The following is a 24,451-nucleotide window of genomic DNA, read 5'->3' on the forward strand; positions in this document are numbered from 1 at the left end:
CTTGTTATTCATGGGTAATGACGAGAATGTTAGATGAAATACCTCCTGTCAGCGACTTTGTTGTGTTTGTTATTTATAGTGTGGTTCGCCTTTAGTGATGCGGCTTGGTATCAGTCAGCAACGCACTGGGTGATGACACAACAAATCCAGTTTCACCGTAGTTTAGTCGTGTCTATGCGTTCATTGAGTGATGGCGGTAATGTGACGTTATTATTAAGCTGTGTTGGCGTGAGCTTTTTATATGGCGTCTTTCATGCCGTCGGCCCCGGACATGGGAAGGCGGTGATTTCGTCTTATATGCTGGCCAGTAACGCCAGTATAAAGCAAGGTATTGGATTAACGGCAGCCAGTTCGTTTGCTCAAGGCGTGACCGCCATAGTATGTGTGTTGGTTTTAGGCTATGCCTTTGATTTAGCCGGTCAAGCCACTCGGGTAAGTCGTTTTTTTGAAATGGCCAGCTTTATCATGATTGGTGCTATGGGGCTCTGGATGTTATTACGGGTGCTTCGTAATAAGCCCGCCTGTTGTGATCACCATGATCATGTCGTACCACAGGACCAGGTTGTCAATCGTTCACATAACCATTCACATGAGCATACACACAACCATACTGTACAATCATGCTCTCATTCAACTCACCATTTCCATGAAAATACGTTGCATACATGTTCTCATCACCACTCTGAAGATAAAGAGCATCATCATACAAATCAGCATAATGCTGTTGAGGGTGATAAGATACAGCGCTATGCGTGGTGGTCTATGATGAGTGCCATCGGTATTCGACCTTGTTCAGGCGCGATATTAGTGCTGCTGTTCTCTTTGAGTGCCGGTATTTTTCACTGGGGCGTTTTAGCCACATTGGCCATGTCAGTGGGTACGGCCATTACGGTCAGTTTTTTGGCTATTATCAGTGTGCTTTTCCGCCAGTCCGTCTATGCGCAGGGCCAGTCTTCTGTTTGGCGTGATCGTTGGATGAAAGGCTTTGGTATAGTGGCGTCTGCGTTACTTATTCTTATCAGTGTGTCTATGCTGGTTGGATATTTAAATTATTCCGATAGGGTGCTGTGATGAATACACCTCATAATCATGATTCTTGTATTGAATCGGCGTTAGCGACAGCAGAACGGCTGTGTAAAGAGCAAAATCAAAAGCTAACCAAAGTAAGACGTCGTACTTTGGAATTAATCTGGCAAAGTCACCGGCCGTTAGGTGCTTATCAATTGTTGGCTAAATTGGCGGAGGAAGGTTTTAACTCGGCACCGCCAACCGTTTATCGAGCCTTGGATTTTTTGATGTCAGCGGGTCTTATTCATAAAGTGGAATCCATGAATGCCTACCTAGGTTGTGCCCATGCTGATAAGGCGCATAAAGGCTATTTTTTAATTTGTGACGCCTGTCATAACGTAATGGAGTTTGATTATCAGGACATCCATAGCTCGTTAATTGAAAAAGCGGCCGAGCAAGGTTTTAGTTTGCGTGCCGAAACCATTGAATTGACCGGTCTTTGTGGGAACTGCCAAGCGCTCGAGACGCAAGGAGCTCAAGCATGAAGCCATTGATTACCTTTGATGACATCGGCATTGAATTTGATGGTCGTGACTTGTTAAGTCACATTAATATGGCGATCCATGAAGGCGAAATTGTCACGTTAATTGGGCCTAACGGAAGTGGTAAAAGTACCTTAATCCGTACACTACTGGGTTTGCAAACACCCACTTCAGGACGTGTTATACATCACGATAAAACGCGCATTGGCTACATGCCGCAGAAGCTGCATGTTGATCCGACATTGCCATTAAACGTGATGGATTTTTTATCTTTAGTGAGAAACGTTAATAAATCTCAGATCCCTGGCGTACTTGCTAAAATAGGCATTGAGAAATTGGCCAAAAAACAGGTTCACTTTTTATCTGGTGGTGAAACTCAACGCGTTTTGTTGGCGCGTGCGCTGTTAAATAACCCCAATTTGTTGGTTCTGGATGAGCCAGTACAAGGGGTAGATGTGAACGGCCAAGTTGAACTTTATAATCTCATTTCAACCATTAGAGATGAGCTGAAATGCGGTGTTTTGATGGTATCTCATGACTTGCATCTGGTCATGGCAAAAACCGACACAGTTGTCTGTATCAATCAACATGTATGCTGTTCTGGAACGCCTCAGCATGTGACGGGCCACCCAGCGTATCAAGCTTTGTTTGGCGTCCCTGGCGCGGCGGAGTCGATTGCTATTTATTCACATCATCACGACCATGTTCACGATGAAAACGGTGATGTTTTTCTGACGGATACGGTAGAGGCGGGTAAAATGGACACACATGTTCATGGCAAAAACTGTCATCATTAAAGGTCACTAAGAAAGTGTATAACCCTGAATTTAAGGTGTCATTCCAAGGCACGATTCCAAGGTAAGTAAAATGTTAGATTTATTGTTTCGTGCGTTGCTGGGTGGCATGGGGGTGGCGGCGGTCGCTGGACCGTTAGGTGCTTTTGTTGTTTGGCGAAGAATGGCGTATTTTGGTGATACTTTGGCGCACTCGGCGTTATTAGGTGTGGCCTTGGGTTTTTTGTTCGATATTAATCTTAATCTAGCGGTAGTGGTTCTTTGTGTTGGCTTGGCTTTGGTGCTAGTGACATTACAAAAGAAACACATTATCGCAACGGATACCTTACTGGGGATCTTAGCCCATTCTTCTTTATCTCTTGGATTAGTGGCAGTGAGCTTCTTAGATAATATCCGCATCGATCTAATGGCGTATTTATTTGGGGATTTGCTGGCGATTAGCCTATCGGATTTGTACTGGATTTACGCTGGTGGGGCCTTAGTGATATTGCTTCTGATTGTTTTTTGGAAACCTTTGTTAGCCATGACGGTCAATGAAGAGCTAGCAAAAGTAGAAGGCTATCCTGTCGAAGCCATACGACTTCTACTGATGTTGTTGGTGGCTCTAGTGATTGCGGTTGCCATGAAAATAGTGGGTGTCTTATTAATTACTTCATTAATGATTATCCCGGCTGCTACCGCGAGAAAGGTCTCTAATTCGCCCATTCAAATGGCGACAATGGCGAGTCTGATTGGCTGTTTATCAGTATGTGGTGGGTTGTGGGCATCGTATCAATGGGACACGCCAGCTGGCCCAAGTGTGGTTGTGTTTGCCGCCTTCCTATTCTTATTTATCTACAGTCTACCAAAGATGAACCGAGTATAGCGCTGGTGTCACGTCGCTCGGGGACAATAGAAAGGCTCTTGAAGAGAGAGCGAGTCGAATCCAACGGGTTTCCTTGTGTTGGATTCGATCATCATGTGACGCAATTACATTCAGTAATCAGACGGTCAGGTTATCCCTCTTGCTGTTCGGCAAGGTATTCGTCTTTTAGTTTGACGTAATTTAAGCCAGCGTATTGAAAGTAGTCTAGCTCGGATTGTTTTAATGGTCTAACCGCCTTAGCGGGTGATCCCATATACAAAAAGCCGGATTCAAGTCGTTTACCTTGTGGTACCAAAGAACCGGCGCCGATAATCACTTGGCTTTCCACTATGGCGCCATCCAAAATAGTGGTCCCCATTCCAATCAATACTTGGTCGTGTACTGTACAGCCATGCAGCATAGCCATATGCCCAACGGTCACATCATCTCCAATGGAGAGAGGGTGTCCTTCCGGTTTATAAACACTGGCGTGAGTGATGTGCAAACACGTATTGTCTTGAATGCTGGTTCTTTTGCCTATACGGATACGATGCATATCCCCACGAATGGACACCAATGGCCAAACAGAACTGTCTTCACCAATTTCAATATCACCGATAAGAACCGCTGAGTCATCCACCCAAACTCGTTCACCTAAAACAGGGCTGTGGCCCCGAAACGATTTTATTGTCATTGTGTGTCTCCATAAATACTTGCTGTAGGTGTTGAAAAGAGCCTCAACCTTACCCATTAATAGGTTATATAGGCAATGCTCTTATTTATTTTTTGAAGGATACCATGTTATGTCAACGTCAGTATGGGATGCGACCTCCCTTCCTAAATTCTCGGCCATCGATGTGGACGCTATCGAAGCCGATTTAACCCAATTACTGGATAAAAACCGTAAGACAATGGCAGCCTGTGTTGCTCAGGATGGCCCGTTAACATGGGAAAATTTTGTGCTGCCGTTGGATCAAATTAACGACGAATTAGGCGTTTTTTGGTCTCCTATTAGCCATTTAAACTCAGTAAAAAACAGCCCTGAACTGCGCGATGCTTATAATGCATGCTTACCGAAATTGACTCAATACTACACTGAAATTGGGCAAAATTACGCCTTGTATCAAGGGTATAAAACATTATTAGCACAAGCCGATCAAGTCAATTACAGCGTCGCTCAGAAAGAGGCTTTAACTCAAGAAGTTCGTGGCTTCGAGCTTTCCGGTGTGGGCTTAGAAGGCGAAGCCAAAGAGCGCTATGGTGAAATAAATCAACGTTTGTCTGAATTAAGCAGCTCGTTTGGAGAAAATGTTTTAGATTCGACACAAGCATGGAGCAAGTTAGTCACTGACGAAGCGGAGCTTGCGGGTCTGCCTGATTCGGCCATGGCGCAAGCGAAACAAATGGCGCAAGCGAAAGAAAAAGAAGGTTGGTTATTTACACTGGATTTTCCGTCTTATATGCCCGTCTTAAATTATGCAGACAACCAAGCGTTACGTGAGGAATTATATACGGCCTTTGCGACTCGGGCATCAGACACCTCACCTGTCGGCGTCCAATACGATAATGCCCCCTTGATCGATGAAATTCTAGCCTTACGTCATGAAATGGCAGGGTTGCTCGGTTTTGATAATTACGCCGAATTATCTGTTGCCACAAAAATGGCAGAGAATGGCGAGCAAGTGATTGGATTTTTAAATGATCTTGCGGTTAAGGGCAAACCCGCTGCCGAAAAGGATCTACTGCAAATTAAAGAATTTGCATTGCAAGAGTACGGTGTCGGCGAATTAAATTCGTGGGACATTGGCTATTACGCTGAAAAACTACGAGAGCATAAATTTTCAATTTCCCAAGAGGCGTTACGTCCTTATTTCCCGATTAATAAAGTCTTGTCTGGATTATTCCATGTGGCGCAGACCTTATTTGATATTGAAATCCGTGAAGAAACCGAATTTGACTCTTATCATGCGGATTTGCAGTTATTTACCATTAGCAAGCACGGTGAAGATATCTCTCGTTTCTACTTAGACCCTTATTCTAGAGAAGCGAAACGAGGAGGGGCTTGGATGGATGAATGTCGAGTGCGTCGTCGTTTAAAAGATGGCACTTTACAACTGCCCGTCGCCTACTTAGTGTGTAATTTCACGCCACCAATTGGCGATCAACCTGCCTTGTTAACACATGATGAAGTGACTACCTTGTTCCATGAATTTGGCCATGGTTTACATCATATGATGACGCAAGTGGATGTGGCGGCGGTATCGGGTATCAATGGGGTTGCGTGGGATGCGGTCGAGCTGCCAAGTCAGTTTATGGAAAATTGGTGCTATGAACCAGAAGCACTCGTTTACATTGCCGGACACCATGAAACAGGGGCGTTATTGCCGCAAGATTTGCTAGATAAAATGTTAGCAGCGAAAAACTTCCAGTCTGGAATGCAGCTAATGCGTCAATTGGAATTCTCATTATTTGATTTCCGTTTGCATAAAGAATTTAAGTCAGGTATTTCGGTACAAGGGTTAATTGACGAAGTGAGACGTGAGGTGTCCGTGTTCACTCCGCCAGCGTTTAACCGTTTCCAAAATAGCTTCTCTCATATTTTTGCAGGTGGTTATGCGGCAGGATACTACAGCTATAAATGGGCTGAAGTCTTATCGGCCGATGCCTTTTCCCGTTTTGAAGAAGACGGTATTTTCAATAAAGAAACGGGTGCCTTATTTCGTGATACAGTACTGGCCAATGGTGGATCTCGACCTGCGGCGGAGCTGTTTGAAGCGTTCCGAGGTAGAGAGCCTTCAACAGATGCGTTACTACGACACAGTGGGATTGCCGCTTGAGCCATATTAGCTAGGTTGGTAAGTAATGACTAAAATTAATGAAAAAGGTAGGCTGTGCTGGTGATCAACTGACAAGTTACTCTTTTTTTAGCGTGTAACGCGTGTTTTTAGGGTGTAACGCGTGAAATTTAAGTATATAACATAAGAGGCGATTCCATGATAAAGCGTTTTATTGCGGGTGCGGTTTGCCCGCGCTGTAGCGAAATGGATAAAATTCGTGCTTGGCGTGACGATGAAGATGAAAAGCAGTTTCGTGAATGCATTTCCTGTGGTTATACCGATGAGCAATCGACTGTGATTCAAGAACAACCAGTAGAAATAGCCACGCGAGTAAACAAGCCACACGTCGAAGCGCCAGATGCTGAAGAAACCGTTATACAGTTTATTCCTAATCCAAGTATGACAAAACATTAGCGCATTCTCGTGTTCATTTTGGTAAATAAAAATGCCCACTCTTGCTGAGAGTGGGCATTTTTTTATCACGCTCTCTCTTTCCTGAGTTAACTTACTTCAAAGCCTTTTGGTAAAAAACCCTCTAATAGGTCGATGCCTGCAAAATGTGGCGCCAGACGGTGTTTCTGCTGTTCCAACAGTACGGCTGGTGCGCGGCTCGCATCAACAGAACAATTGTGTTCACTTATTAATTTTTTTCCTTGCTCATTCAGTTTACTCTTATCGATCAAACGGGTATTGATGGAAAATTCACCTACAGATTGGATACAGTGTTGACGACTAAAACGAGCAAAACCATTAAAAGTAAAGTGTTCTTCAACGTAGTTATTACTGAGTTCTATAAGCGCATCGATCATTTTAAAAAGTAACTCATTTTCAGAGTCTTGCTTGAGTATTAGCGTGCATTCAACACCGTGTAATTCAGTAAAATCAGAGGATTGGTGATCGTCTGCGCAAGTAAAAATGATATCAACCAGCGTTTGTCCGTTGCGTCTATGGGTAACTTCAAGGCACTTAATTTGAGTCTGATCGAAGCGTAATAAGTCAAAGATCGCCTGTACACGCTCAACTGAAAAGACGGTGTCGGCTTTTGTCGATTCAAATAAATCGCGACATTGCGCCATTAAGGGTAAGTCATGATGACTATTGAAAGGCGTGCTGATTTTTCCTGATAATGTGGAACGTAAAGTCACTAATTCACGTATTTCATGCTCTCGGGCTTTTTGAATGGCCAAAAAGACAGTTTGAATAATTTCAGACGTGGGTAGGTTTGGTTCAACGCGCCATTTACGACCATAGACAATCTTGCTAGGTCGGTTAGGTAAATGCCGTTGATAATTCTCGCGACCAATAATGCCAATTTGAATAAATAAACCTTGCTCGTCTTCTGAGCAAAAAACCGGGTAATGCTTAGAAAATTCAATTTTATTTAAAACAGACTCCACGCTTTCTAAGGAATGATCATAGCCGTAAAAGTGCTGGGGTACACAAGATGCGCCATTCGGTAAATCAATTTTAGGTGCCGAAATTAGACAGTATTCACCCCACACTTCAGTAGTAGAAAGGCTGTCAGTTATAGAAATGTCCTTTTTCTCAGGTAAATTCAACACTATTTTGTTCATATAGGCATCGATCTCAAAAAATGGAATGGTCATAGGTCTAGGTATGACAGACTTTTTTTACAATAGTTTTACTCAGTACGAAAAAAAGTAATTTAATGGATCACTTTAAGTGCGATAAGATCCTTCTGTTTTCACTTTTATTGCTCAAGATAGAATCACTTGTATTTATCTTGTGTCTTATATAAGATTCGAAGAGTTTTGTCCTATATCAATGAAATGATTTCTGATAGAAGGGCTAGCCTAATACTAAAGCCAGAATTATTCGCTGATGGTCAATAAAGTGGTGGCCTGATTTGGTTCTTAGCGCTTAATGGTACTGTGTGTCGTAGCTTATTGTTGTTCAATTTTAATCTGTGGTTATTTATATTTTCCTAGGTTTTCTACTATGTCCTATTTCTTCACTCTTACAGGATTTTGAAGCGTCAGACGTTAGTATTTATGATTGTTCATTCGATTTAAGAAGAAAAGACGTTAAACTTATTTTAGAGCGTAACGTTGTCATATAAATAGAGGGTTTTTGAATGCCTTGGATGATAAAAATAATATCAGGGTTAAGCGCGTTAAATGACGCCATTATTTGGCTATTTAAACAGTTAGCTTTGTCGGCTGTGGCGATTATGACACTGGTGATTTTGGTGCAAGTGTTTTTCCGTTACGTTCTGAATAACTCTTTTCCATGGTCGGAAGAACTGGCTCGATATCTTATGGTATGGATGACCTTTCTTACATTACCCGTTGTCTCTCGCCTGGGACAACATGCTGCGCTAGAGATAATTCTAGGCAGCCTGCCTCATAAATTAAATACCATACTGCAACTGATTCTATATGGATTAATCGGTATTGTTTTGTTCATTGCGTTTGATAAAAGTTACGACTTTGCGGCGAAAGGTACGCGTATGTTGGCAACGTCATTACCGGTGACGAAAGCATGGTCTTATGCTGCAATGCCGGTTGGATTTGGTGTCATGATGCTGGTGTATTTGGAACTTTTTTTGCTGTGTCTGGTTGACTTATTTTCACCCTCTGAATCGGCTGAGTCTTTAGCCGAATCATCCGCGAATAAATAATAAGGGTTGTCATCATGGGTATTTCATTTTTCTGGATTCTTTTGTCCGCCATGTTTTTAGGTATGCCAGTGGCGTTTGCGTTGTTATTCGCACCAGGCTTGAGTTTGTTTTTAGAAGGTAAAGAAGCGTTTTATTTATTGTTGACGCAACGTTTATACAATGGCATTGATAGTTTCCCTTTAATGGCCATCCCTTTTTTCATGTTAGCAGGAGAGGTAATGAACCGCAGTGGTATTACCTTGTCACTGGTTCAAGTCAGCCAAGCCTTTATTGGCCATTTTCGAGGTGGCTTGGCACAAATTAACATTTTATCTTCCATGTTATTTGCGGGGTTAAGTGGGTCGGCTGTGGCGGACTGCTCTGCGTTGGGAAAAATGTTGATTCCAGCCATGGAAAAAAATGGTTATTCGCGTCGCTTTGCGGCCGCCGTAACGGCCGCCTCTTCTATTATTGGCCCAATCATTCCACCTAGCGGCATTATGATTTTGTATGCTTTTGTGATGAATGTTTCAGTGGGTGGTTTGTTTGCTGCGGGCATTTTGCCCGGTATTTTAGTTGGAACCAGTTTGATGGTGATGACTTGGTATTTATCTAAAAAGCGGGGCTACGCTGTAGCCGCCGAAAAAGCAACGTATAAAGAGAGGGGGCGCGCGGTTAAACAAGCCTTCTGGCCTCTGATGACGCCCGTTATTTTGTTAGGGGGTATATTATCGGGTATTTTTACGCCGACAGAGGCGGCGGCTGTGGCGGCGGCTTATGCGTTAGTTATTAGCTTTATGACGAAAACCATGACGATGAAATCGTTACCGGATTTGTTCTATGAAACGGCAAAGTCCTCCGCTGTGATTTTATTCCTGGTTGGCAGTGCGGTGGCGTTTTCGGCTGTGATTAGTTTGTCTGGTGCACCACAAAAGGTGGCCAGTTTTATGGTGTCATTAACGTCTGACCCATTGATGCTGTTATTGCTGATTAATATTTTGTTGTTGATTGTAGGTATGTTTCTTGATGCCGGCCCAGCCATTTTGATATTGGGCCCTATTTTAGGACCAATTGTCACGCAATTTGGTGTGGACCCATTGCATTTTGCCATTGTAATGTGTGTGAACTTAACGGTTGGACTTGCGACACCGCCCATGGGGCTTGTGCTCTTTGTTGCCGCCAGTGTCAGTGGTGAGAAAGTTGAGCGCATCAGTAGAGAAATGTTGCCTTATTTAGCCATGCATTTATTGGTCATTGTGCTCATTACCTACATTCCAGCGATAACGATGACCTTGCCACGTATGTTGGGCTTTGCTCAATAGGTCTTATCTCGACCTGGTATAGGCTTAGGGCCCAGAAATAAAGTGGATATGTTAAGGGAACTGATTTCAGTTCCCTTTTTTTATACTTTATTTTTAGCCAACACTAAATATTATTACCCAGTAAATATTGTTTATTTATTTTATATGGGTAATAATTAAAAAGTTATAGAATCATTATTAGCCCTACAATATTAATGAGGTAAGTTTGTGTCTACTCAGTATTTAGCCGTTCATCAAGGTCAGTTATTAATTCAAGGATCATTAGAAGAAATCGTTGTTTATGTAAAAGGGCATCAAGAGGGTAAAGAGCCGATTCTTTTTGAATTTGAAACATGCAAACGTACCGAATTAAATTGGTATGGTGATATTGATAGTGTGCTTGCTAGTTTTGCCTCTTTGTCAGGTCACTCTGGAAAATCAAGAGGGCGACCAAAGCTCGGGGTAAAATCAAAAGAAGTGACTTTGCTTCCTCGTCACTGGGAGTGGCTTTCTATGCAAAAGGGAGGGGCGTCAGCCACCTTAAGGCGTCTCGTTGAAGAGGCCCAAAAAAATGCCTCTATTGAAGACACTATTTCGCTGAAACAACAGCAGCTTGATCAGTTTATGCTGGCCTTTCTAGGCGATGAGGCAGGTTATGAAGAAGCAAGCAGAGCCTTATATCGAAATAGTTTGATTGGCTTTGAAAAGGCGATTAAAGACTGGTCTGATGATATCAAAACCTTTGTTTTGGACAAATTTCATCAAATATCTGAACTGCATAAAGGTGAGTCATTGACTAATGAAAGGTAGTAAATACTATGGGTAGTTCTCAACAGAATAACGTCTTTTTACAGTCGTCATTACCTTCTGTCTTTTTAAAAACAGCGGCGCCGATCATTTTAATCATGTTAGTGAATGGCTCTTTTACCCTAGTCGATGCGTACTTTCTTGGTGTCTTTGTGGGCGCGGATGCGTTAACCGCAGTGACCTCAATGTTTCCTATTTTTATTTTCTTAATCGCCTTGTCTACGTTGGTTTCGAATGGTTTTTCGAGTGTTATGGCCCGACAATTGGGTGCAGGGGACTTGGTAAATGCTGTCGATACGTTTGCTCAGGCGATTACCCAGTCGATTCTAGTGTGCTTAGTTTTGATTGGTCTTTTCTTTCTTGGGGGCAGAGAGTTTACCTTATTGGTGAGCCATGGAAACCATGACATCGCATCAATGAGCTATTCTTATATTTCCATTCTTATATTAGCTTCTCCACTCGCGTTTCTCTTAACAGTTAATGGTGACAGCCTGCGTTGTGAAGGGCATATGGCGTTTATGGCCATCACATCATTATTTTCAATCCTGTTAAACGGTCTCTTTAATTATATCTTCATTGTGGTGTTTTCGTGGGGTGTGGAAGGCTCTGCGTATGGTTCGGTGCTTGCTCAAGCGATCAATTTAGTGATTATTTTTCTCTACCGTAAACGTTCTTCAAGTGGGTTGAGCTTGCAAGTCGTGCAATTGTCATCTTCTTATACGCATTGGAAAACATTTTTGACCTTGGGGGCGCCATCCAGTTTGAATTATCTTGGGCTGTCTTTAACGTCTGGCGCAATTCTTTTTAATTTGTCTCTTTGGAGTGCCGATCATTACGAGGTGACGGTGGGTGCCTATGGCATTATTACCCGCTTAATGACCTTTATTTTTCTTCCATTGCTTGGGTTAAGCATGGCGTTTCAAACGATTGTCGGCAATAATATTGGTGCGAAAGAAGCAAGACGGGCTAACACATCCATAAAAATAGCTCTGTTCATATCTCTGGTTTATGGTGCTGTTTGCCAAAGTGTATTATTGATCTTTAAAGATCGTCTGGGTGCAATCTTTGTAAATGATGTTCAAGTGATTAATGAAGTGGCGCGCATTTTACCTATTGCCTCCTTAGCTTTATTTACTGTGGGACCTTTGATGATGATCACCATGCTATTTCAAGCCATGGGAGACGCAAAACGGGCGGCCATCCTGGGCGTGATGAAAACCTACTTCTTTACCATACCGCTTATTTTTCTATTACCTTTTTCCTTTTCTGAAGTCGGTATTTGGATAGCCAGCCCAAGCGCTGAGGTATTGGGGTGGTTGTTGGCCATTTATGTGCTTATTCAACGATACCGTAACGAAAGTCGTTCGTTTGGTTTGTTTTTTGATGAACGGGTACAAAGAGTATGACGCATGATGATTTAGCCTTATATGAAACACAAATTGGCGCCTTTTTAATGGTCGAAGACCCTTCTGATTCGGCTCACGATATCAATCATATCCTGAGAGTCGTAAAGGTGGCCAAGCAGATCGCCAAAGAAGAGCACGCTGTCCTTGAAGTAGTGGTGCCTGCCGCCTGGTTACACGACTGTGTCTCATTAGCGAAAAACCATCCCGACCGTGCGAAAGCCTCAACGTTGGCGGGCGATAAGGCCATTATTTTTCTCAAATCCATTGGTTATCCTAAGTCGTTTTTTGATGCCATTCATCATGCAATTTCGGCCCACAGTTACAGTGCTGATATTGCTCCAACCACACTTGAGGCTAAGATAGTCCAAGATGCGGATCGTTTGGACGCATTAGGCGCGATTGGTGTCGCTCGTTGTATGCAAGTAAGTGGTGCGTTGAATCGCTCCCTCTATTCAGCAGACGATCCGTTTTGTCTCTTTCGTTCAGCCGACGATAGGCAATTTGCTATAGACCACTTTTACAACAAACTGTTTAATATCGTGGATACCTTGAACACGTCTTCAGCGCGTCATGAAGGGCAAAAACGTGACGTCTTCATGCGTGCATTCATCGCCCAGTTAGCCCAAGAAATATAGAATAAGAAAGTCTTGACCTTAAACTATACTCTAAGGTCTATCATAAGGGTATTGAATGAATCATAGGTATTTTTATGAAGATTGGAGAGTTAGAAAAGCAGTCTGGAATCAGTGCTCATACATTACGCTATTATGAAAAAGCTGGGTTGCTGACCCCTTCTCAACGGGGTGAAAACAATTATCGCCACTATTCACAAGATGATTTGATTTCGGCCAAATTTATAAAAAGAAGCAAAGCGTGTGGCTTCAGCTTAGCGGAAACCGCTTCTTTATTGGCGATTAAAACCGATAAAAGTCACCATGTTTGTGCCGAAGCAAAATCCATTACCCACAGTAAAATTCAAGAAATAGAAGAGCAAATTCAGCGTTTACAACAGATGAAAGACACCTTAATTCAACTTGAAAAATATTGTTGTGGTGGCCAGGAGAGTGCGGTGTTTTGTTCCATTATCAGTGCGTTAGAGCAAGATCAAACAGTAGCAAAAGGAGAGTAGCATGGATTTCTTTATTAACTTTATTACCTTGTTTGTGGAGTCTGCGCCGTTTTTATTAGCAGGGATGTTGATCGCAGGCCTTATCCATCAATTGGTCCCAAAAAAATGGGTCGAATCCACCTTGGGTAAACGTAATTCGGTTGTCACGGCGGCGTTTATTGGTGCGCCTTTGCCTTTGTGTTCTTGTTCCGTTATTCCCGTTGCCATGGGGATTCGCCGCAGTGGGGCGAGTAAAGCCAGCACGGCCAGTTTTTTAGTCTCCACCCCAGAGACTGGCGTGGACTCCGTGGGTATAACCTATGCCTTGATGGGCCCCGTAATGGCGATAGCTAGACCCATTGCGGCGATTGCTTCGGCGATAGTGGCGGGTAGTTTAATTGCCGTGTTTGGTTCAAGAGAGGTTCCTAAAGCAATCATAGAAGACGCACCCGTCAAAAAAAGTTGTTGCCACAAGAGTGCACCAAAAGCCACAAGTACTTTTGATAAAATGAAAGCCTCTTTTGTGTTTGGTTATGGGCGGCTATTACGTGACTTTATGGTGTGGTTTCTTATCGGTATTTTCTTTGCTGCGGTTGTGACCACCTTTGTTCCTGAAGACTTCTTAACTCAATATGGTCAAGGTGTCTTTGCTATGTTGGTTATCGTGCTTATTTCGATACCAATGTACATCTGTGCTACGGCATCGACCCCGTTGGCTGTGGGCTTGTTGCTCTCTGGCATTACACCAGGTGCGGCCTTGGTCTTTATGTTAACGGGCCCAGCTACTAATATTGCGACTCTAATGGTCATCAAAAATGAACTGGGTAAACGAGAATTGGCTATTTATTTGATTGCAATTACTGTCAGTGCGGTTGGATCGGGGTTGTTGTTGGATTACTTATTTGATGTCTTTCAGTGGGAGCTGACGTTAGCTCACGGAGATCACTCCGACATGATGGGGTTCTTTTATCAAGCCAGCGCAGTTGTACTCGCTGGGCTGATTGTATTCCAGATGCAAAAACGCTATTTAAACATCGGTAACCCAAAAGTCAGTGATGCGTGATCCGTCTCGTTTTAACGATTGATACCGAACATTCTCGCGTAGCCCCTTAAATCCTTTGAACTTTAGAGATAGAATGTAGTCGATTTTACTGTTGTGAGGCCTTTGTTCATGATTGTTAACAATGGCCTTTTAATTATGATTTTCTGACTATTTGAGAGCGTACAAACGAAATGAAAGTGTTAATTAACCTTATCCGTAATGCATTAGGTGTAATCATCGCCACGGTTGATCTTATTACACGAGGTTCAAAGATGAAGCGCACGCCGGAAAAGCAACAAGAGGTTAATCAAGCGTTGCAATCGTTGTCGCTCTACCAATTTTTCGCTTGCCCCTTCTGTATCAAGACGCGTAGGGCGATGCATAAATTGAATTTACCCATTGAAACTCGCAGTGCCTCCGAAGGATCGCCACATCGTGAAGCTCTGTTAGCGGGTGGTGGTAAAGTAAAAGTACCTTGTTTACGAATAGAGCAGGGCGATAAGGTTGAATGGCTATACGAGTCGTCAGACATTATTCGTTATCTTGAAACACGATTTTCTTAAACTATAATGAAAAACAGTGAGTTAACGATAATCCGCGGTGTTGTTGATGCGTTAAGAGGGTTCGAAAGCGTGACCGAAGGAATCTACTTCGGCTCTCGTTAAATAACGCCATTGGCCAATATCGACATCAAGCGACACGTCTCCGATTTGCTCTCTATGCAGAGAAACAACACGATTCCCTACCGCCGCGAACATACGTTTTACTTGATGAAACCGCCCCTCTGTAATGGTTAACAGTACTTCTTTTGCGTGAATGACCGTTACTTGAGCCGGTAGGGTAAGCGTTGCTTCACCTTGTAATAGGATGCCTCGGGCAAATGTAGTCGGAACATCGGCTGAGAGTTTTCTGGCTAGCTGAACTCTGTATACTTTTTCGCATTTTTGAGCCGGTTGGGTAATGTTAAAGGACCAGCGTCCATCATCGGTAATTAACACTAGCCCTGTGGTATCGGCATCCAGTCGACCGGCAATATGAAGTTCTGAAACCCGACCAACATTCAAATCATTAAAGAGAGAAGGGTAGGCTTCATCTTTGTTTGAGCAAATAGTGCCAGCGGCTTTGTGCATCAAAATATAGCGAAAGGCACGTGGTTGCAGTCTTACTCCATTTAGCATTATGGTATTGTTTTCATGGACTTGCGTCGCCTCATTGGTGATAACGCTATGATTAACACGGACGGCACCAAGATGAATGTACTGAATGACGTCACGTTTTATTAACTCAGTACTTTTACACACAAATTTATCAAGGCGCATGATGACCACCTTATCATTGTTTGAAAAAGCGACATTATCCTTTCTTGGCGTTAATATTCAAGGCGTTATTGGTTTCTATGGTGTACAGATGGCTATTCCATTGGCCAAGTGAAGACAAAAGACGCACCTCGGCCAGTGCTTTTTTCTAAGGTGATTTCTCCTCCAAAGGTCGTGACAATTTTTCTAACGATGGCGAGACCCATGCCACTGCCTTCCACTTCATCGCGAGGTCTTAAGGTTTGAAACATAGTAAAGATTCGCTCATTATGCTCAGGAGGAATGCCGGGGCCGTCATCTTTTACTCGGAAAATATATCGGCTATTTTCGTGTGTTGCGCTAACACGTATTTCCCCATTACTTTTGTCACTGTGTTTGATCGCGTTATTGATCAAATTTCGGAAAACTTGTTCTAAAGGGATGCTCTCTGTTGTGAAGGTTGGCAATGTTCCGTCTATATGCAGAACAAAAGCCTGTGTGACATTACAGAGATCGAACACGTTTGTAACAACACTGTTTAGGTTAACTTCGTGTTTAAGTGCGCCTTTATTACCGGCCCTAGAATAGGTTAATAAATCGTCTAATAACTGTTCCATACGGCTAATACGAACTCGCATTAAACGAAGGTGCTTGGCGTCCTCCTCTTGTAATACGCCTTTAAGGTCTTCTTCTAACCAAGTGGCGAGTTGATCGATGCCTCGCAGCGGTGATTTCAGATCATGAGAGGCCACATAAGCAAAATTGTGAAGCTCAAGATTACTTCTGGAAAGTTCTTCAACGTAAAACTTGCGCTCAGAAATATCTTGCAGTGTCGCTACGATTCGCTTGGCTTTGTTTTCTTCACATTCTATGGTGCCTATGGTTCTTACCCAGATAAACTTACCTGACTTTGTGATGAAAGGCAGCTCTAAATCCCAATCTTTATGCTGGTTGATGGCTTGTTCTATGGCCGAGTTAAGGCTGATTTGCGATTCTTGAGTGTAATTATCAAGCAGTTGCTCCATTGAAACCTTAGAGTTTAATGCTAGACCATAAATTCGATAGGTTTCTTCTGTAAAGAAAATTTCTTTTGTTTTTAGGTCTATGTCCCATCCACCGACACCCGCCATTTTGTTCGTTCTATCTAATGTACCGCTTAGACGCCTTAATGCTAAATCTTTTTGAAAGCGTTCTGTTAGGTTAGAGATCGAAGATAAGAGCTTGGTGCCTTGAGGTGTTTCAATGGTGTGTAAATTGATTGAAATAGGAAATTTTAAATTGTTGCTGCGTAAACCCACGATATCTTGATTGATGTTTTTTTTCTTTGAGGAGGTGTCATCAAACAACAGACTGATCCATTCTTGAACCCTAGTCTTATACTCTAATGAGACCAATTTTTCGAGGGGGTGATCGAGTAAGTCGGTACGTGAATAGTCAAACATACTCTCTGATTCTTTATTGACCAGCTCTATTTCACCACTTTTATTAATCAGCATCAGCGCGGTTGGGGCGGCTTCTATTAAAAGTTCAAATTGTTTTTCGAGCTTCTTGCGCAATGTAATATCAATAATACCGCACAATGTTTGTGCTTCACCCTGATAAAGAATAGGGCTGAGACCGATTTCTAATGGCACCTCAAAACCCTGTTTATGAAGGCCAAATAGATCCCTTCCTTTTCCCATTGATTTTACTTCTGGAGCAGAAAAGTACCCTTGCATAAAGTGATTATGCCTTTCTCTATAGCGTTCAGGCAGTAGCCTATACAGTGGCTGATGGAGTAATTCGCTTTCCTTGTAGCCAAAAATTTTCTCAGTATGCGCATTTATCATGGTGATGATTCCCTGGCTGTTAACGATAATCTTGCCGTGAGGATCATTATTAATCACATCGTGTATTTCTTTTTCCATGTGCAGAGAGGCTTCTAACTGCATCTGTTTTGATTTCAATGTCGCCTTGTTATCACGGTATAGATAGATGAATAACGCTGATGAGACCGTCAGGGTACTTAATAGTGCAAACCATAAGGCTTTTTCGATGGCTTCGCGTGCGGGTGAAGTAACCGAAATGGTGATTGTTCTGCTCAGGTCGTGCTGGTCTAAATAAATCGTTTCTTGCGCCATTATGTAAGCATGAAGCATCTGGAAAGGAGACGGTGCGTTTTTTGTCACTCTCTGCTTGTCGATGTGAGTGAATTCATCTAGCCAACGGTATTGTGATCCCAACTCAAACCCAAACGTTTTATCATGATCAGGATGAGATAAGAAATCGCCTTGATTATTCAGAACGTAGATGTTTATTTCTTGCTGGAAGCTCGAATAACGGCTGTTTATTCTTTTAAATATGTCTTCAGCATTAACGTTAATAACGATGGCGCCAAATAAGGTTGGCTCTTGCTCTTTCTGTACGTAAATAGGCGTACCAATACGTATTACAGGTAAATAAGGGACGCTATAAATGCCGTTTTCCTGATTCAATGTAATGTCGGAGACGTAGGTTTCCTGTGCTGGTAGCTGGCTAATTTTTTTAACGTAGTTTCTGGTTCCTTTTTTCTGCAATTGGTCCTTGGGAACCTTAACTGATTGATTATTCTCTTTATTAATCCTAACCAATTCTTTACCGCCGTTCTGAATGCCAATATAGCGAGCCTGGATTATATCTGGGAGACTGTCTAAATAGATTTGAAGTACCGTCGCTAGCATCGCTTCGGATAATGAAAAATCAGCCATTTTGGTGTCATATCTATCTTCATTTAAGGATAAATTTGCAATGCGTTTGACAGAAGGTAATTGTGATAGAAAAAGGGTTTGATTACTGAGTAGCGCTAAATCCGCTTTTAACCCCCGTGCTTTTTCTTGTGCAATCAAAGAGAGCATTTGATGGCTGCGTCTAATCTCTTGCTGATAAACAGAGTGGCTTGCTAATAAAAGGAGACTACTTGAGGCCAAAATGAATACGGCGAGATAAACGTATTTTCTTAAACGTTCATTTGTCATAGGTACGATCTCTATATAACGCTTGATTAAGCGATGGCTTTACTCTTCTTTAGAAATCTAGCTTCGAACTCTAAAGCCGGTATCGGTTTGGAATAATAGTATCCTTGAATGAGATCGCATTTATTGTCATTACAAAACTGCAGTTGTTCTTTGGTTTCTACCCCTTCTGCTATCACTTTGAGCCCTAAGGTTCGAGCGAATTGGATCATCGCAATTAATACTTGATCTTGAGAGGATTTTTGCTTGTGAGCAGCAATGAATCCTTTGTCTATTTTTAAGGTATGTATTGGAAAAAGGTGTAAGTGTTGTATGGAAGAATAGCCCGTACCAAAGTCGTCGAGGGACAGCTTAATGTTCTTTTGTGTAAGCTCTAATAGTCGGCCAACAATACGTTCAGGGCTGTGAATAATGGAACTTTCAGTGATTTCTAACTCAAGGCTACAGGGGTCTAAGCCGCTTTTTCTGAGCGTCGAGCTGACCGATTCAAGTAAGCGAATATCCTGTAATTGCAATGCCGATAAATTAACCGACACAGAAAGTTCATTGGGAGAGAGCTCATAATCCTGGTGCCACTGGTTTAATTGTGTGCAGGCCGTTAATAATACCCATTCTCCAATTTCATTAATAAGATTCATCTCTTCGGCTAATTCAAGAAAAAAAGCAGGCGACAGAATGCCTCTTTGCGGATGGTCCCATCGAACCAGTGCTTCCACTCCTTCGACAGTATTGGTGCCTGAGTTTATTTGAGGCTGATAATACACCTTGAATTGATTCTGCTTTAATGCGCTCTTTAGTTCATTTTCAAGTTGTTGTTTATTTTGCGCCTCTGCATGCATTTGATCAGAGTACAATCTATATTGGTTCCGACCATGACTTTTGGACTTATACATAGCAATGTCAGCACACTTCATTAGCTCTTCTGGTGTCGAAGCGCATAACCCTAATATTGAGATGCCAATACTTGCAGAAAGGTCAAAAGCAATGGAATTAATGATGAAGGGGCTCTGTAAGCAATTGATGATGCATTGGGCAATGTCGATCGCTTCGGTTTCAGTTTGTATGTTCTGAGACAAAATGACAAACTCATCGCCGCCCAATCGCGCGAGCAGTAACTCTTTGCTAATTGAATCTTTAAACCGTTTCGCTACTTTTTTCAATAGCTTATCGCCAACTGAATGGCCAAGAGAGTCATTAATTTTTTTAAAGTGGTCTAAGTCAATAAAAAGTACCGCTAATGTAGACGCTGAATAGTGTGTTTCGACATAGCTTTCTTGAAGAATTTGCTCGAAAGAGCGGCGGTTTATGAGCCCTGTTAAATAATCCGTTTGAGCAAGGCTCTTTAACGATTTTGTTTTTTGGCGCAGTTCATTTTCAAGTATGTGCCGATGCTGTGCTTGATGAATTGCTCTGTTTAACCTTTCTGCATTGACCTCTGATTTCAGCAAGAAATCATGGGCACCCACCGTAATGGCTTGAGCCGATACAACCTCGTCTTCATGTTGGCTGACCATAATAATAGTGCAGACATTTTCACTTTGCTTTAATGCTCTAATAACACTAAAACCGTCAATATCGGGTAAGCGGTAATCGATAAGTAAAACATCGATTTTATTTTCTTGGAATTGATTTATACCTTGCCTTCCCGTATTAGCTTCAATGATTTCGAGCGGTCGTTGAGTGAATCGAAGCGCTCGTTTTATGGCTTCTCTATCGATGTCATCGTCATCAACGATCAATAGCGTGATTGGCATCATGGATTTATCTGTATTATTCATGCTCAGGTAACTCCACAATACGCCAGTAATTACCTAACATTTCTACAATACTCAAAAATGCTTCACCGACTTGTTTTTTGACTATGTAGCCAGCGACATTTTTTTTGTAAGCTTCAAATTTATCTTGGTCGTCACGGGACGTGGTTAATATAAACACCACAGAATCAAACAGTTTAGGGTCCGCTCGGAGCTCTGATAACATATCAATACCATTCATACGTGGCATATTAATATCAAGTAAGGCAATAAAAGGTTTTCGTACATGACCTTGCCTAAGCATTTCTAACGCTTCAACACCGTCTTTTGCCCGCATGGTCGGGTTGGCTATTTTTAACTTCTTGAGTGCTCTTTGAATCCCAAGAACGTCGACATCATCATCATCGATTATAAAAAGAGTCACTGTCTTGTTTTGTTGATTTGACATCATATTGTGGCTTTCCTTTGCTTTGCAGAGTAACTATGTCTAGTTGGTCAATATGAAAGTTTAGTTCTAAAATGGTGATAGACAAGTAAAAAGGCAGAAATTTTATACAACTAAATTTTGAGAAGGTGATGGTTTTTATTTATAGAGGTTGGTTATAGCATAATGTTAAAAAAGCCAGTAAATACTACAAATAACGCCCTAAAATAGAGCGTTTTAATGCCGATTCCCCGTTATTTCCGTGCCGCTTTTGGTGATATACCAAAGTAGGCTTTGTAGCAATTACTAAAATGACTCATGCTAATAAATCCACAGGCTAAGGCAATGTTAGTAATGCTTTTATTACTTTGTAGAAGCAGTCTACGGGCATTGGTGATACGTAATTCCAGATAATAGCGTGATGGCGTAACGCCTAAATAGGTTTGAAACAGCCGTTCTATTTGACGGCGTGATAACTTGGCGCAAAGCGATAGCTCTTCAAGGCTAAGTGGTTCTTCAATGTTATTACGCATCAGCTCTAAGATGGTTGAGAGGGTTGTTGGGTAGGTCGGCTTTTCAGAGGCTTTTAGTTTCGTCGGCTCTTTACTTTCTTCTAACTGATCACAACTTAAAATGTCTCTTATGGTTAAGACAACGTCTTTGCCTTTTAACGTTTCGATTAATTTCAACATCATTTCGAGAGCGCTATGTGGTCCTGCGCAGCTCACACGTTTTTCGCTTATGACGAACGTCTGGTTTGAGGCGGTTACCAAAGGCATATTTTCTTTGAGAAAGGCATGGTTATCCGGATGTAGGGCACACGTTTGATTGTTCAGTAATCCGGCTTGCGCTAACGCAATCGCACCATTCCATAGGCCTCCTAAAATAAGGCCGAATTGATTGGCTCTTTTTAAGTAAGAAGAAAGTATTGGATTGTGTTCCAGAGAGCAGCGAAAACCGCCACAGATAATGAGAATATGAGGGGCGTTATCTTGGGTAATAGGCTTAGAGGTGATGGTGTCGTCGCTGGAAATATTAATCCCTATATCACTCTTAACAATCGTTGAGGCTAACCCTAACGTAACGTAGTCGAATTTATGATTTGAATGAACTAGGTTGGCCGTGACTAATGTATCGACAGCGTTCGTAAAGGCGGCCATCGAAAAATGCTCTAATAGGATGAAGCTAATGTTAGTTGGCTTATCTTGTTGTTGGGTGTTTGTCCGAAGGAACAGATTATTTGAGGTGGAAATGGCCTTGCTGAAATCACGTTGAGTACTTTTAATCATTTCTGCTGCCTGCCAAATCACAATTAACGAACAAGATAAGACGTGTTTAATTGGGAACAATGATTATACAAGCCGTTGAACGTGAGTCTACTCTTTTACTTTAACCAGCAAGAACCGTGCGTTTTATTAAGGGAAGCTTTCTTAACCCTACGTCATAAAAGGGGGATGTAGAGAGTCGTTTTTAGACAACCGTCAAACATCAAGAGCGTATATAACAGTCTGTAAAGTAAAATAACTTAACCTTTTACGTTTAAAGTCGTATAGAGAACCTGTCACTATGAGAAGGCTTGATTTCAACCAGTTAGCAACATTTGTCACGATTGTTGAGGTAGGAAGTATTACTAAGGCTGCGTTGCTACTCCATCGAACTCAAGCCGCTATTAGTATTCAATTAAAGAAATTAGAAGAAGGGACAGGCAAAAAGCTGTTAAACCGTCATTACAATAATTTCACTATGACGAATGAGGGTGAAATTTTGTTAGCTTATGCGCGTAAAATTCTGTTGCTATCAGAAGAGGCCTGCCAAGCGATGAACGCCGATGAAGTCTCAGGCGTAGTGAGATTTGGCATACCTGATTGCTATGCTCGAGCGTATATCCAAGAGTCATTGAGACAGTTTACTCAACGGTTTCCTAAAATTCGTATACACATTAAGAACGATAGCAGTCATAAATTATTCGACCGTTTTCAGAATGGCGAGCTAGACCTTATCTTGGTGACGAGAGACCCAGCAGAAGAAAAGGGTACGCTTCTTAGAAGAGAGAAAATATGTTGGGTTGCGTCCAAAGAGTATCAATTAAACACGAGGAAAGTCATTCCATTGGCTCTCTACGAAGAGGGTTGCGTGTATCGAAATAAAGTGATTGATAGCCTAGATAAAGACGCTAAGGACAGCTTTATTGCGTTTGAATGTCAGGGCGTTACAGGGTTTGATATTGCGATTTCGAATGGCTTAGCGGTATCCGCCGTTTCTGAGTCTTTAGTGAAGGATGAGTGGCGGATACTCAAACCCTCTGAAGGCTTACCAGATTTAGGCTTAGTGGAAATTGAAATGCACGCTCGCTTTGATGTGAGTAAGGCCGTGAATTGTTTTGCCGATGTATTGTCATCTAAAATTAGCCGTAGTCATGATGGATCATCACTTTAGTGTCATGAAGATACAAGGTTTATTGCGTGCTTAGGTCGGCTTTATTAACGTGAAAACCGATCCAAATGTGTTCCGCTCTTGTTTGAAATGCGTTTCATGGGTCTAGTAAATGGATTAATTCGAGGCGCTAGAATGGACTCTTTCCCGCAAGCCGTAAGGTAACGTCTGCCGCTGAAATGTCTTGACAGCCCAAAGTGTTCTGACCACACCATAAGGGGGAGAATGCGTCGAGATCTCGCTTTTCCGCAAGCTGTCTCAGTTGAGTCATTGCAATGGATGCATAAGGAAAGGTAGGAGCGAGTGGGCTCATATACCCTAGTTCTTGCATCACCCGATTGACTATGCCTCGAGCTGGCCGACCAGAAAAAACATTGGTGAGGGCTGTATGTTGAGAGCGAGAGCTCTTAATTGCAGTACAGTGCAGGGCTGTGGTTGTGGCTTCAGGGCAAAGTAAATAAGTCGTGCCCACTTGCACGGCCTCTGCCCCGAGTAACAACGCCGCCTCTACGCCTTTGCTGTCACTGATTCCGCCAGCGGCAATAACAGGCACACTGACACTGTGGACAATCTGTGGCAGTAAAGCCGATAATCCCATTTGGGTCGAAATATCATCGGATAAAAACATTCCTCTATGCCCACCCGCTTCCAATCCCTGAGCGATAATGCCGTCAACACCATGAGTCTCTAACCAGAGCGCTTCTTCTAGTGTTGTGGCGGAAGAAAGTATTTTTGTGCCCCAGCTTTTTATATAATCCACTAATTTCTTTTCGGGGAGGCCAAAGTGAAAACTGACAAATTCAGGTCGAAAGGGTTCAATGGCGTCGGCGATATCAGAGCTAAAAGGCAAGCGACTTGCTTTTTGAGGTGAGTGATCCACGTCACAGTCCAACTCTTTAAAATAAGGCGTTAATGTCTGCTGCCAAACAGTCTGCTGTTCAATATCATAATTGGGCATTGTATGGCAGAAAAAATTTAGGTTATAAGGGCTACTGGTCGTCTCTTTAATGTGTTTAATTTCGCTGGTCATTTTCTCAATAGACAGCATGGCGCAAGGTAAGGAACCTAAGCCTCCAGCGTTGCTTACTGAAATAGCTAATTGACAGTCTTGAACGCCCGCCATCGGAGCTTGAATAATCGGTAACTCAGTACCTAACCACGTTTTCTTATTACGTTTCTGCATCTCCATTTCCCTATATAGACAAGTATTGTTGGTGTAGTCGTTTGGTATTCATGAGAATACCTT

Annotated in this window: 23 protein-coding genes; 15 read left to right on the top strand and 8 right to left on the bottom strand. The window is 42.3% G+C overall.

The features are described from left to right. Positions 1–33: 33 nt before the first annotated feature. The 4 genes from IEZ33_RS00485 (at position 34) to znuB (ending at position 3,209) form a co-directional block, all read left to right on the top strand. Entirely contained in the window at positions 34–1,071 is a 1,038-nt protein-coding gene (locus IEZ33_RS00485) for a nickel/cobalt transporter (RefSeq protein ID WP_191601801.1), read from the top strand. Further along, positions 1,071–1,553, top strand: coding sequence for a Fur family transcriptional regulator (locus tag IEZ33_RS00490; protein WP_191601802.1), 483 nt, complete (start codon positions 1,071–1,073; stop codon positions 1,551–1,553). The genes IEZ33_RS00485 and IEZ33_RS00490 overlap by 1 nt, the downstream gene beginning before the upstream one ends. Further along, positions 1,550–2,347, top strand: a complete 798-nt coding sequence (gene znuC, locus IEZ33_RS00495; RefSeq protein WP_191601803.1) for a zinc ABC transporter ATP-binding protein ZnuC — start codon at positions 1,550–1,552, stop codon at positions 2,345–2,347. Before IEZ33_RS00490 ends, znuC begins: the two co-directional genes overlap by 4 nt. A gap of 70 nt (positions 2,348–2,417) precedes the next feature. Beyond that, positions 2,418–3,209 carry a zinc ABC transporter permease subunit ZnuB gene (gene znuB / locus IEZ33_RS00500; protein WP_191601804.1) on the top strand — a complete coding sequence of 264 codons (792 nt, stop codon included), beginning with the start codon at positions 2,418–2,420 and terminating at the stop codon, positions 3,207–3,209. A 130-nt stretch (positions 3,210–3,339) separates the two neighbouring features. Here znuB and IEZ33_RS00505 read toward each other — a convergent pair whose 3' ends face one another. Further along, complete coding sequence (locus IEZ33_RS00505; protein WP_191601805.1) at positions 3,340–3,882, bottom strand: gamma carbonic anhydrase family protein; 543 nt, start codon at positions 3,880–3,882, stop codon at positions 3,340–3,342. A gap of 109 nt (positions 3,883–3,991) precedes the next feature. Between IEZ33_RS00505 and prlC the strand changes: the two genes are divergently transcribed. Together prlC and IEZ33_RS00515 are read left to right on the top strand one after the other, a co-directional pair. Further along, positions 3,992–6,025 carry an oligopeptidase A gene (prlC, locus tag IEZ33_RS00510; RefSeq protein ID WP_191601806.1) on the top strand — a complete coding sequence of 678 codons (2,034 nt, stop codon included), beginning with the start codon at positions 3,992–3,994 and terminating at the stop codon, positions 6,023–6,025. A gap of 156 nt (positions 6,026–6,181) precedes the next feature. Next, a complete protein-coding gene (locus IEZ33_RS00515; protein ID WP_191601807.1) occupies positions 6,182–6,439 on the top strand; it encodes a YheV family putative zinc ribbon protein in 258 nt (85 codons plus the stop codon). An 86-nt stretch (positions 6,440–6,525) separates the two neighbouring features. Here IEZ33_RS00515 and IEZ33_RS00520 read toward each other — a convergent pair whose 3' ends face one another. After that, positions 6,526–7,599: a hypothetical protein gene (locus IEZ33_RS00520; RefSeq protein ID WP_191601808.1), complete on the bottom strand. Its 1,074-nt coding sequence runs from the start codon at positions 7,597–7,599 to the stop codon at positions 6,526–6,528. Positions 7,600–8,120: 521 nt separating this feature from the next. Here IEZ33_RS00520 and IEZ33_RS00525 point away from each other — a divergent pair. The 8 genes from IEZ33_RS00525 (at position 8,121) to IEZ33_RS00560 (ending at position 14,872) form a co-directional block, all read left to right on the top strand. Further along, positions 8,121–8,666 (top strand): TRAP transporter small permease, encoded by a 546-nt coding sequence (locus IEZ33_RS00525; RefSeq protein WP_191601809.1) that lies wholly within the window; start codon positions 8,121–8,123, stop codon positions 8,664–8,666. 14 nt (positions 8,667–8,680) lie between these two features. Then, positions 8,681–9,967 (top strand): TRAP transporter large permease, encoded by a 1,287-nt coding sequence (locus tag IEZ33_RS00530; RefSeq protein WP_191601810.1) that lies wholly within the window; start codon positions 8,681–8,683, stop codon positions 9,965–9,967. Positions 9,968–10,174: 207 nt separating this feature from the next. Then, entirely contained in the window at positions 10,175–10,756 is a 582-nt protein-coding gene (locus tag IEZ33_RS00535; RefSeq protein WP_191601811.1) for a DUF2239 family protein, read from the top strand. Between the two features lie 8 nt (positions 10,757–10,764). Next, a complete protein-coding gene (locus IEZ33_RS00540) occupies positions 10,765–12,159 on the top strand; it encodes an MATE family efflux transporter (RefSeq protein WP_191601812.1) in 1,395 nt (464 codons plus the stop codon). Next, on the top strand, positions 12,156–12,794 hold the full coding sequence (locus tag IEZ33_RS00545; protein ID WP_191601813.1) for an HD domain-containing protein: 639 nt from the start codon (positions 12,156–12,158) through the stop codon (positions 12,792–12,794). Before IEZ33_RS00540 ends, IEZ33_RS00545 begins: the two co-directional genes overlap by 4 nt. Before the next feature lie 74 nt (positions 12,795–12,868). After that, on the top strand, positions 12,869–13,288 hold the full coding sequence (zntR, locus tag IEZ33_RS00550; RefSeq protein WP_191601814.1) for a Zn(2+)-responsive transcriptional regulator: 420 nt from the start codon (positions 12,869–12,871) through the stop codon (positions 13,286–13,288). A 1-nt stretch (position 13,289) separates the two neighbouring features. Beyond that, the gene (locus IEZ33_RS00555) at positions 13,290–14,330 is read left to right on the top strand and encodes an SO_0444 family Cu/Zn efflux transporter (RefSeq protein ID WP_191601815.1); all 1,041 of its coding nucleotides are present in this window, start codon (positions 13,290–13,292) and stop codon (positions 14,328–14,330) included. A gap of 170 nt (positions 14,331–14,500) precedes the next feature. Continuing rightward, positions 14,501–14,872, top strand: coding sequence for a glutathione S-transferase N-terminal domain-containing protein (locus tag IEZ33_RS00560; RefSeq protein ID WP_191601816.1), 372 nt, complete (start codon positions 14,501–14,503; stop codon positions 14,870–14,872). A 51-nt stretch (positions 14,873–14,923) separates the two neighbouring features. Here the strand turns inward: IEZ33_RS00560 and IEZ33_RS00565 are convergent, their stop codons facing one another. The 5 genes from IEZ33_RS00565 to IEZ33_RS00585 all read right to left on the bottom strand — a co-directional run bounded on the left by IEZ33_RS00565 (position 14,924) and on the right by IEZ33_RS00585 (position 22,061). Continuing rightward, positions 14,924–15,628, bottom strand: coding sequence for a pseudouridine synthase (locus IEZ33_RS00565; RefSeq protein ID WP_191601817.1), 705 nt, complete (start codon positions 15,626–15,628; stop codon positions 14,924–14,926). A gap of 92 nt (positions 15,629–15,720) precedes the next feature. Then, on the bottom strand, positions 15,721–18,597 hold the full coding sequence (locus IEZ33_RS00570) for a PAS domain S-box protein (RefSeq protein WP_191601818.1): 2,877 nt from the start codon (positions 18,595–18,597) through the stop codon (positions 15,721–15,723). A 26-nt stretch (positions 18,598–18,623) separates the two neighbouring features. Next, positions 18,624–20,372, bottom strand: coding sequence for a two-component system response regulator (locus IEZ33_RS00575; RefSeq protein WP_191601819.1), 1,749 nt, complete (start codon positions 20,370–20,372; stop codon positions 18,624–18,626). Continuing rightward, complete coding sequence (locus IEZ33_RS00580) at positions 20,365–20,799, bottom strand: response regulator (RefSeq protein ID WP_240009591.1); 435 nt, start codon at positions 20,797–20,799, stop codon at positions 20,365–20,367. Before IEZ33_RS00580 ends, IEZ33_RS00575 begins: the two co-directional genes overlap by 8 nt. 227 nt (positions 20,800–21,026) lie before the next feature. Then, positions 21,027–22,061, bottom strand: a complete 1,035-nt coding sequence (locus tag IEZ33_RS00585; RefSeq protein WP_191601820.1) for a GlxA family transcriptional regulator — start codon at positions 22,059–22,061, stop codon at positions 21,027–21,029. A gap of 277 nt (positions 22,062–22,338) precedes the next feature. Here IEZ33_RS00585 and IEZ33_RS00590 point away from each other — a divergent pair, with 277 nt between their 5' ends. Then, a complete protein-coding gene (locus IEZ33_RS00590) occupies positions 22,339–23,208 on the top strand; it encodes a LysR family transcriptional regulator (protein ID WP_191601821.1) in 870 nt (289 codons plus the stop codon). A 127-nt stretch (positions 23,209–23,335) separates the two neighbouring features. Here the strand turns inward: IEZ33_RS00590 and IEZ33_RS00595 are convergent, their stop codons facing one another. Continuing rightward, on the bottom strand, positions 23,336–24,388 hold the full coding sequence (locus tag IEZ33_RS00595; RefSeq protein WP_191601822.1) for an NAD(P)H-dependent flavin oxidoreductase: 1,053 nt from the start codon (positions 24,386–24,388) through the stop codon (positions 23,336–23,338). Positions 24,389–24,451 lie beyond the last annotated feature (63 nt).

Origin of the sequence: Marinomonas algicola (assembly GCF_014805825.1) — a bacterium.
In the GTDB taxonomy this organism is placed as follows: Bacteria; Pseudomonadota; Gammaproteobacteria; order Pseudomonadales; family Marinomonadaceae; genus Marinomonas; species Marinomonas algicola.

Bases quoted from the DNA above. Each gene is read 5' to 3' on its own strand.
- znuB (WP_191601804.1), top strand. From the start codon at position 2,418: ATGTTAGATTTATTGTTTCGTGCGTTGCTGGGTGGCATGGGGGTGGCG.
- IEZ33_RS00540 (WP_191601812.1), top strand. From the start codon at position 10,765: ATGGGTAGTTCTCAACAGAATAACGTCTTTTTACAGTCGTCATTACCT.
- IEZ33_RS00525 (WP_191601809.1), top strand. From the start codon at position 8,121: ATGCCTTGGATGATAAAAATAATATCAGGGTTAAGCGCGTTAAATGAC.
- IEZ33_RS00485 (WP_191601801.1), top strand. From the start codon at position 34: ATGAAATACCTCCTGTCAGCGACTTTGTTGTGTTTGTTATTTATAGTG.
- IEZ33_RS00595 (WP_191601822.1), bottom strand. From the start codon at position 24,388: ATGCAGAAACGTAATAAGAAAACGTGGTTAGGTACTGAGTTACCGATT.
- IEZ33_RS00520 (WP_191601808.1), bottom strand. From the start codon at position 7,599: ATGAACAAAATAGTGTTGAATTTACCTGAGAAAAAGGACATTTCTATA.
- prlC (WP_191601806.1), top strand. From the start codon at position 3,992: ATGTCAACGTCAGTATGGGATGCGACCTCCCTTCCTAAATTCTCGGCC.
- IEZ33_RS00575 (WP_191601819.1), bottom strand. From the start codon at position 20,372: ATGAATAATACAGATAAATCCATGATGCCAATCACGCTATTGATCGTT.
- IEZ33_RS00505 (WP_191601805.1), bottom strand. From the start codon at position 3,882: ATGACAATAAAATCGTTTCGGGGCCACAGCCCTGTTTTAGGTGAACGA.
- zntR (WP_191601814.1), top strand. From the start codon at position 12,869: ATGAAGATTGGAGAGTTAGAAAAGCAGTCTGGAATCAGTGCTCATACA.
- IEZ33_RS00590 (WP_191601821.1), top strand. From the start codon at position 22,339: ATGAGAAGGCTTGATTTCAACCAGTTAGCAACATTTGTCACGATTGTT.
- znuC (WP_191601803.1), top strand. From the start codon at position 1,550: ATGAAGCCATTGATTACCTTTGATGACATCGGCATTGAATTTGATGGT.
- IEZ33_RS00545 (WP_191601813.1), top strand. From the start codon at position 12,156: ATGACGCATGATGATTTAGCCTTATATGAAACACAAATTGGCGCCTTT.
- IEZ33_RS00490 (WP_191601802.1), top strand. From the start codon at position 1,071: ATGAATACACCTCATAATCATGATTCTTGTATTGAATCGGCGTTAGCG.
- IEZ33_RS00560 (WP_191601816.1), top strand. From the start codon at position 14,501: ATGAAAGTGTTAATTAACCTTATCCGTAATGCATTAGGTGTAATCATC.
- IEZ33_RS00530 (WP_191601810.1), top strand. From the start codon at position 8,681: ATGGGTATTTCATTTTTCTGGATTCTTTTGTCCGCCATGTTTTTAGGT.
- IEZ33_RS00580 (WP_240009591.1), bottom strand. From the start codon at position 20,799: ATGATGTCAAATCAACAAAACAAGACAGTGACTCTTTTTATAATCGAT.
- IEZ33_RS00585 (WP_191601820.1), bottom strand. From the start codon at position 22,061: ATGATTAAAAGTACTCAACGTGATTTCAGCAAGGCCATTTCCACCTCA.
- IEZ33_RS00565 (WP_191601817.1), bottom strand. From the start codon at position 15,628: ATGCGCCTTGATAAATTTGTGTGTAAAAGTACTGAGTTAATAAAACGT.
- IEZ33_RS00515 (WP_191601807.1), top strand. From the start codon at position 6,182: ATGATAAAGCGTTTTATTGCGGGTGCGGTTTGCCCGCGCTGTAGCGAA.
- IEZ33_RS00570 (WP_191601818.1), bottom strand. From the start codon at position 18,597: ATGACAAATGAACGTTTAAGAAAATACGTTTATCTCGCCGTATTCATT.
- IEZ33_RS00555 (WP_191601815.1), top strand. From the start codon at position 13,290: ATGGATTTCTTTATTAACTTTATTACCTTGTTTGTGGAGTCTGCGCCG.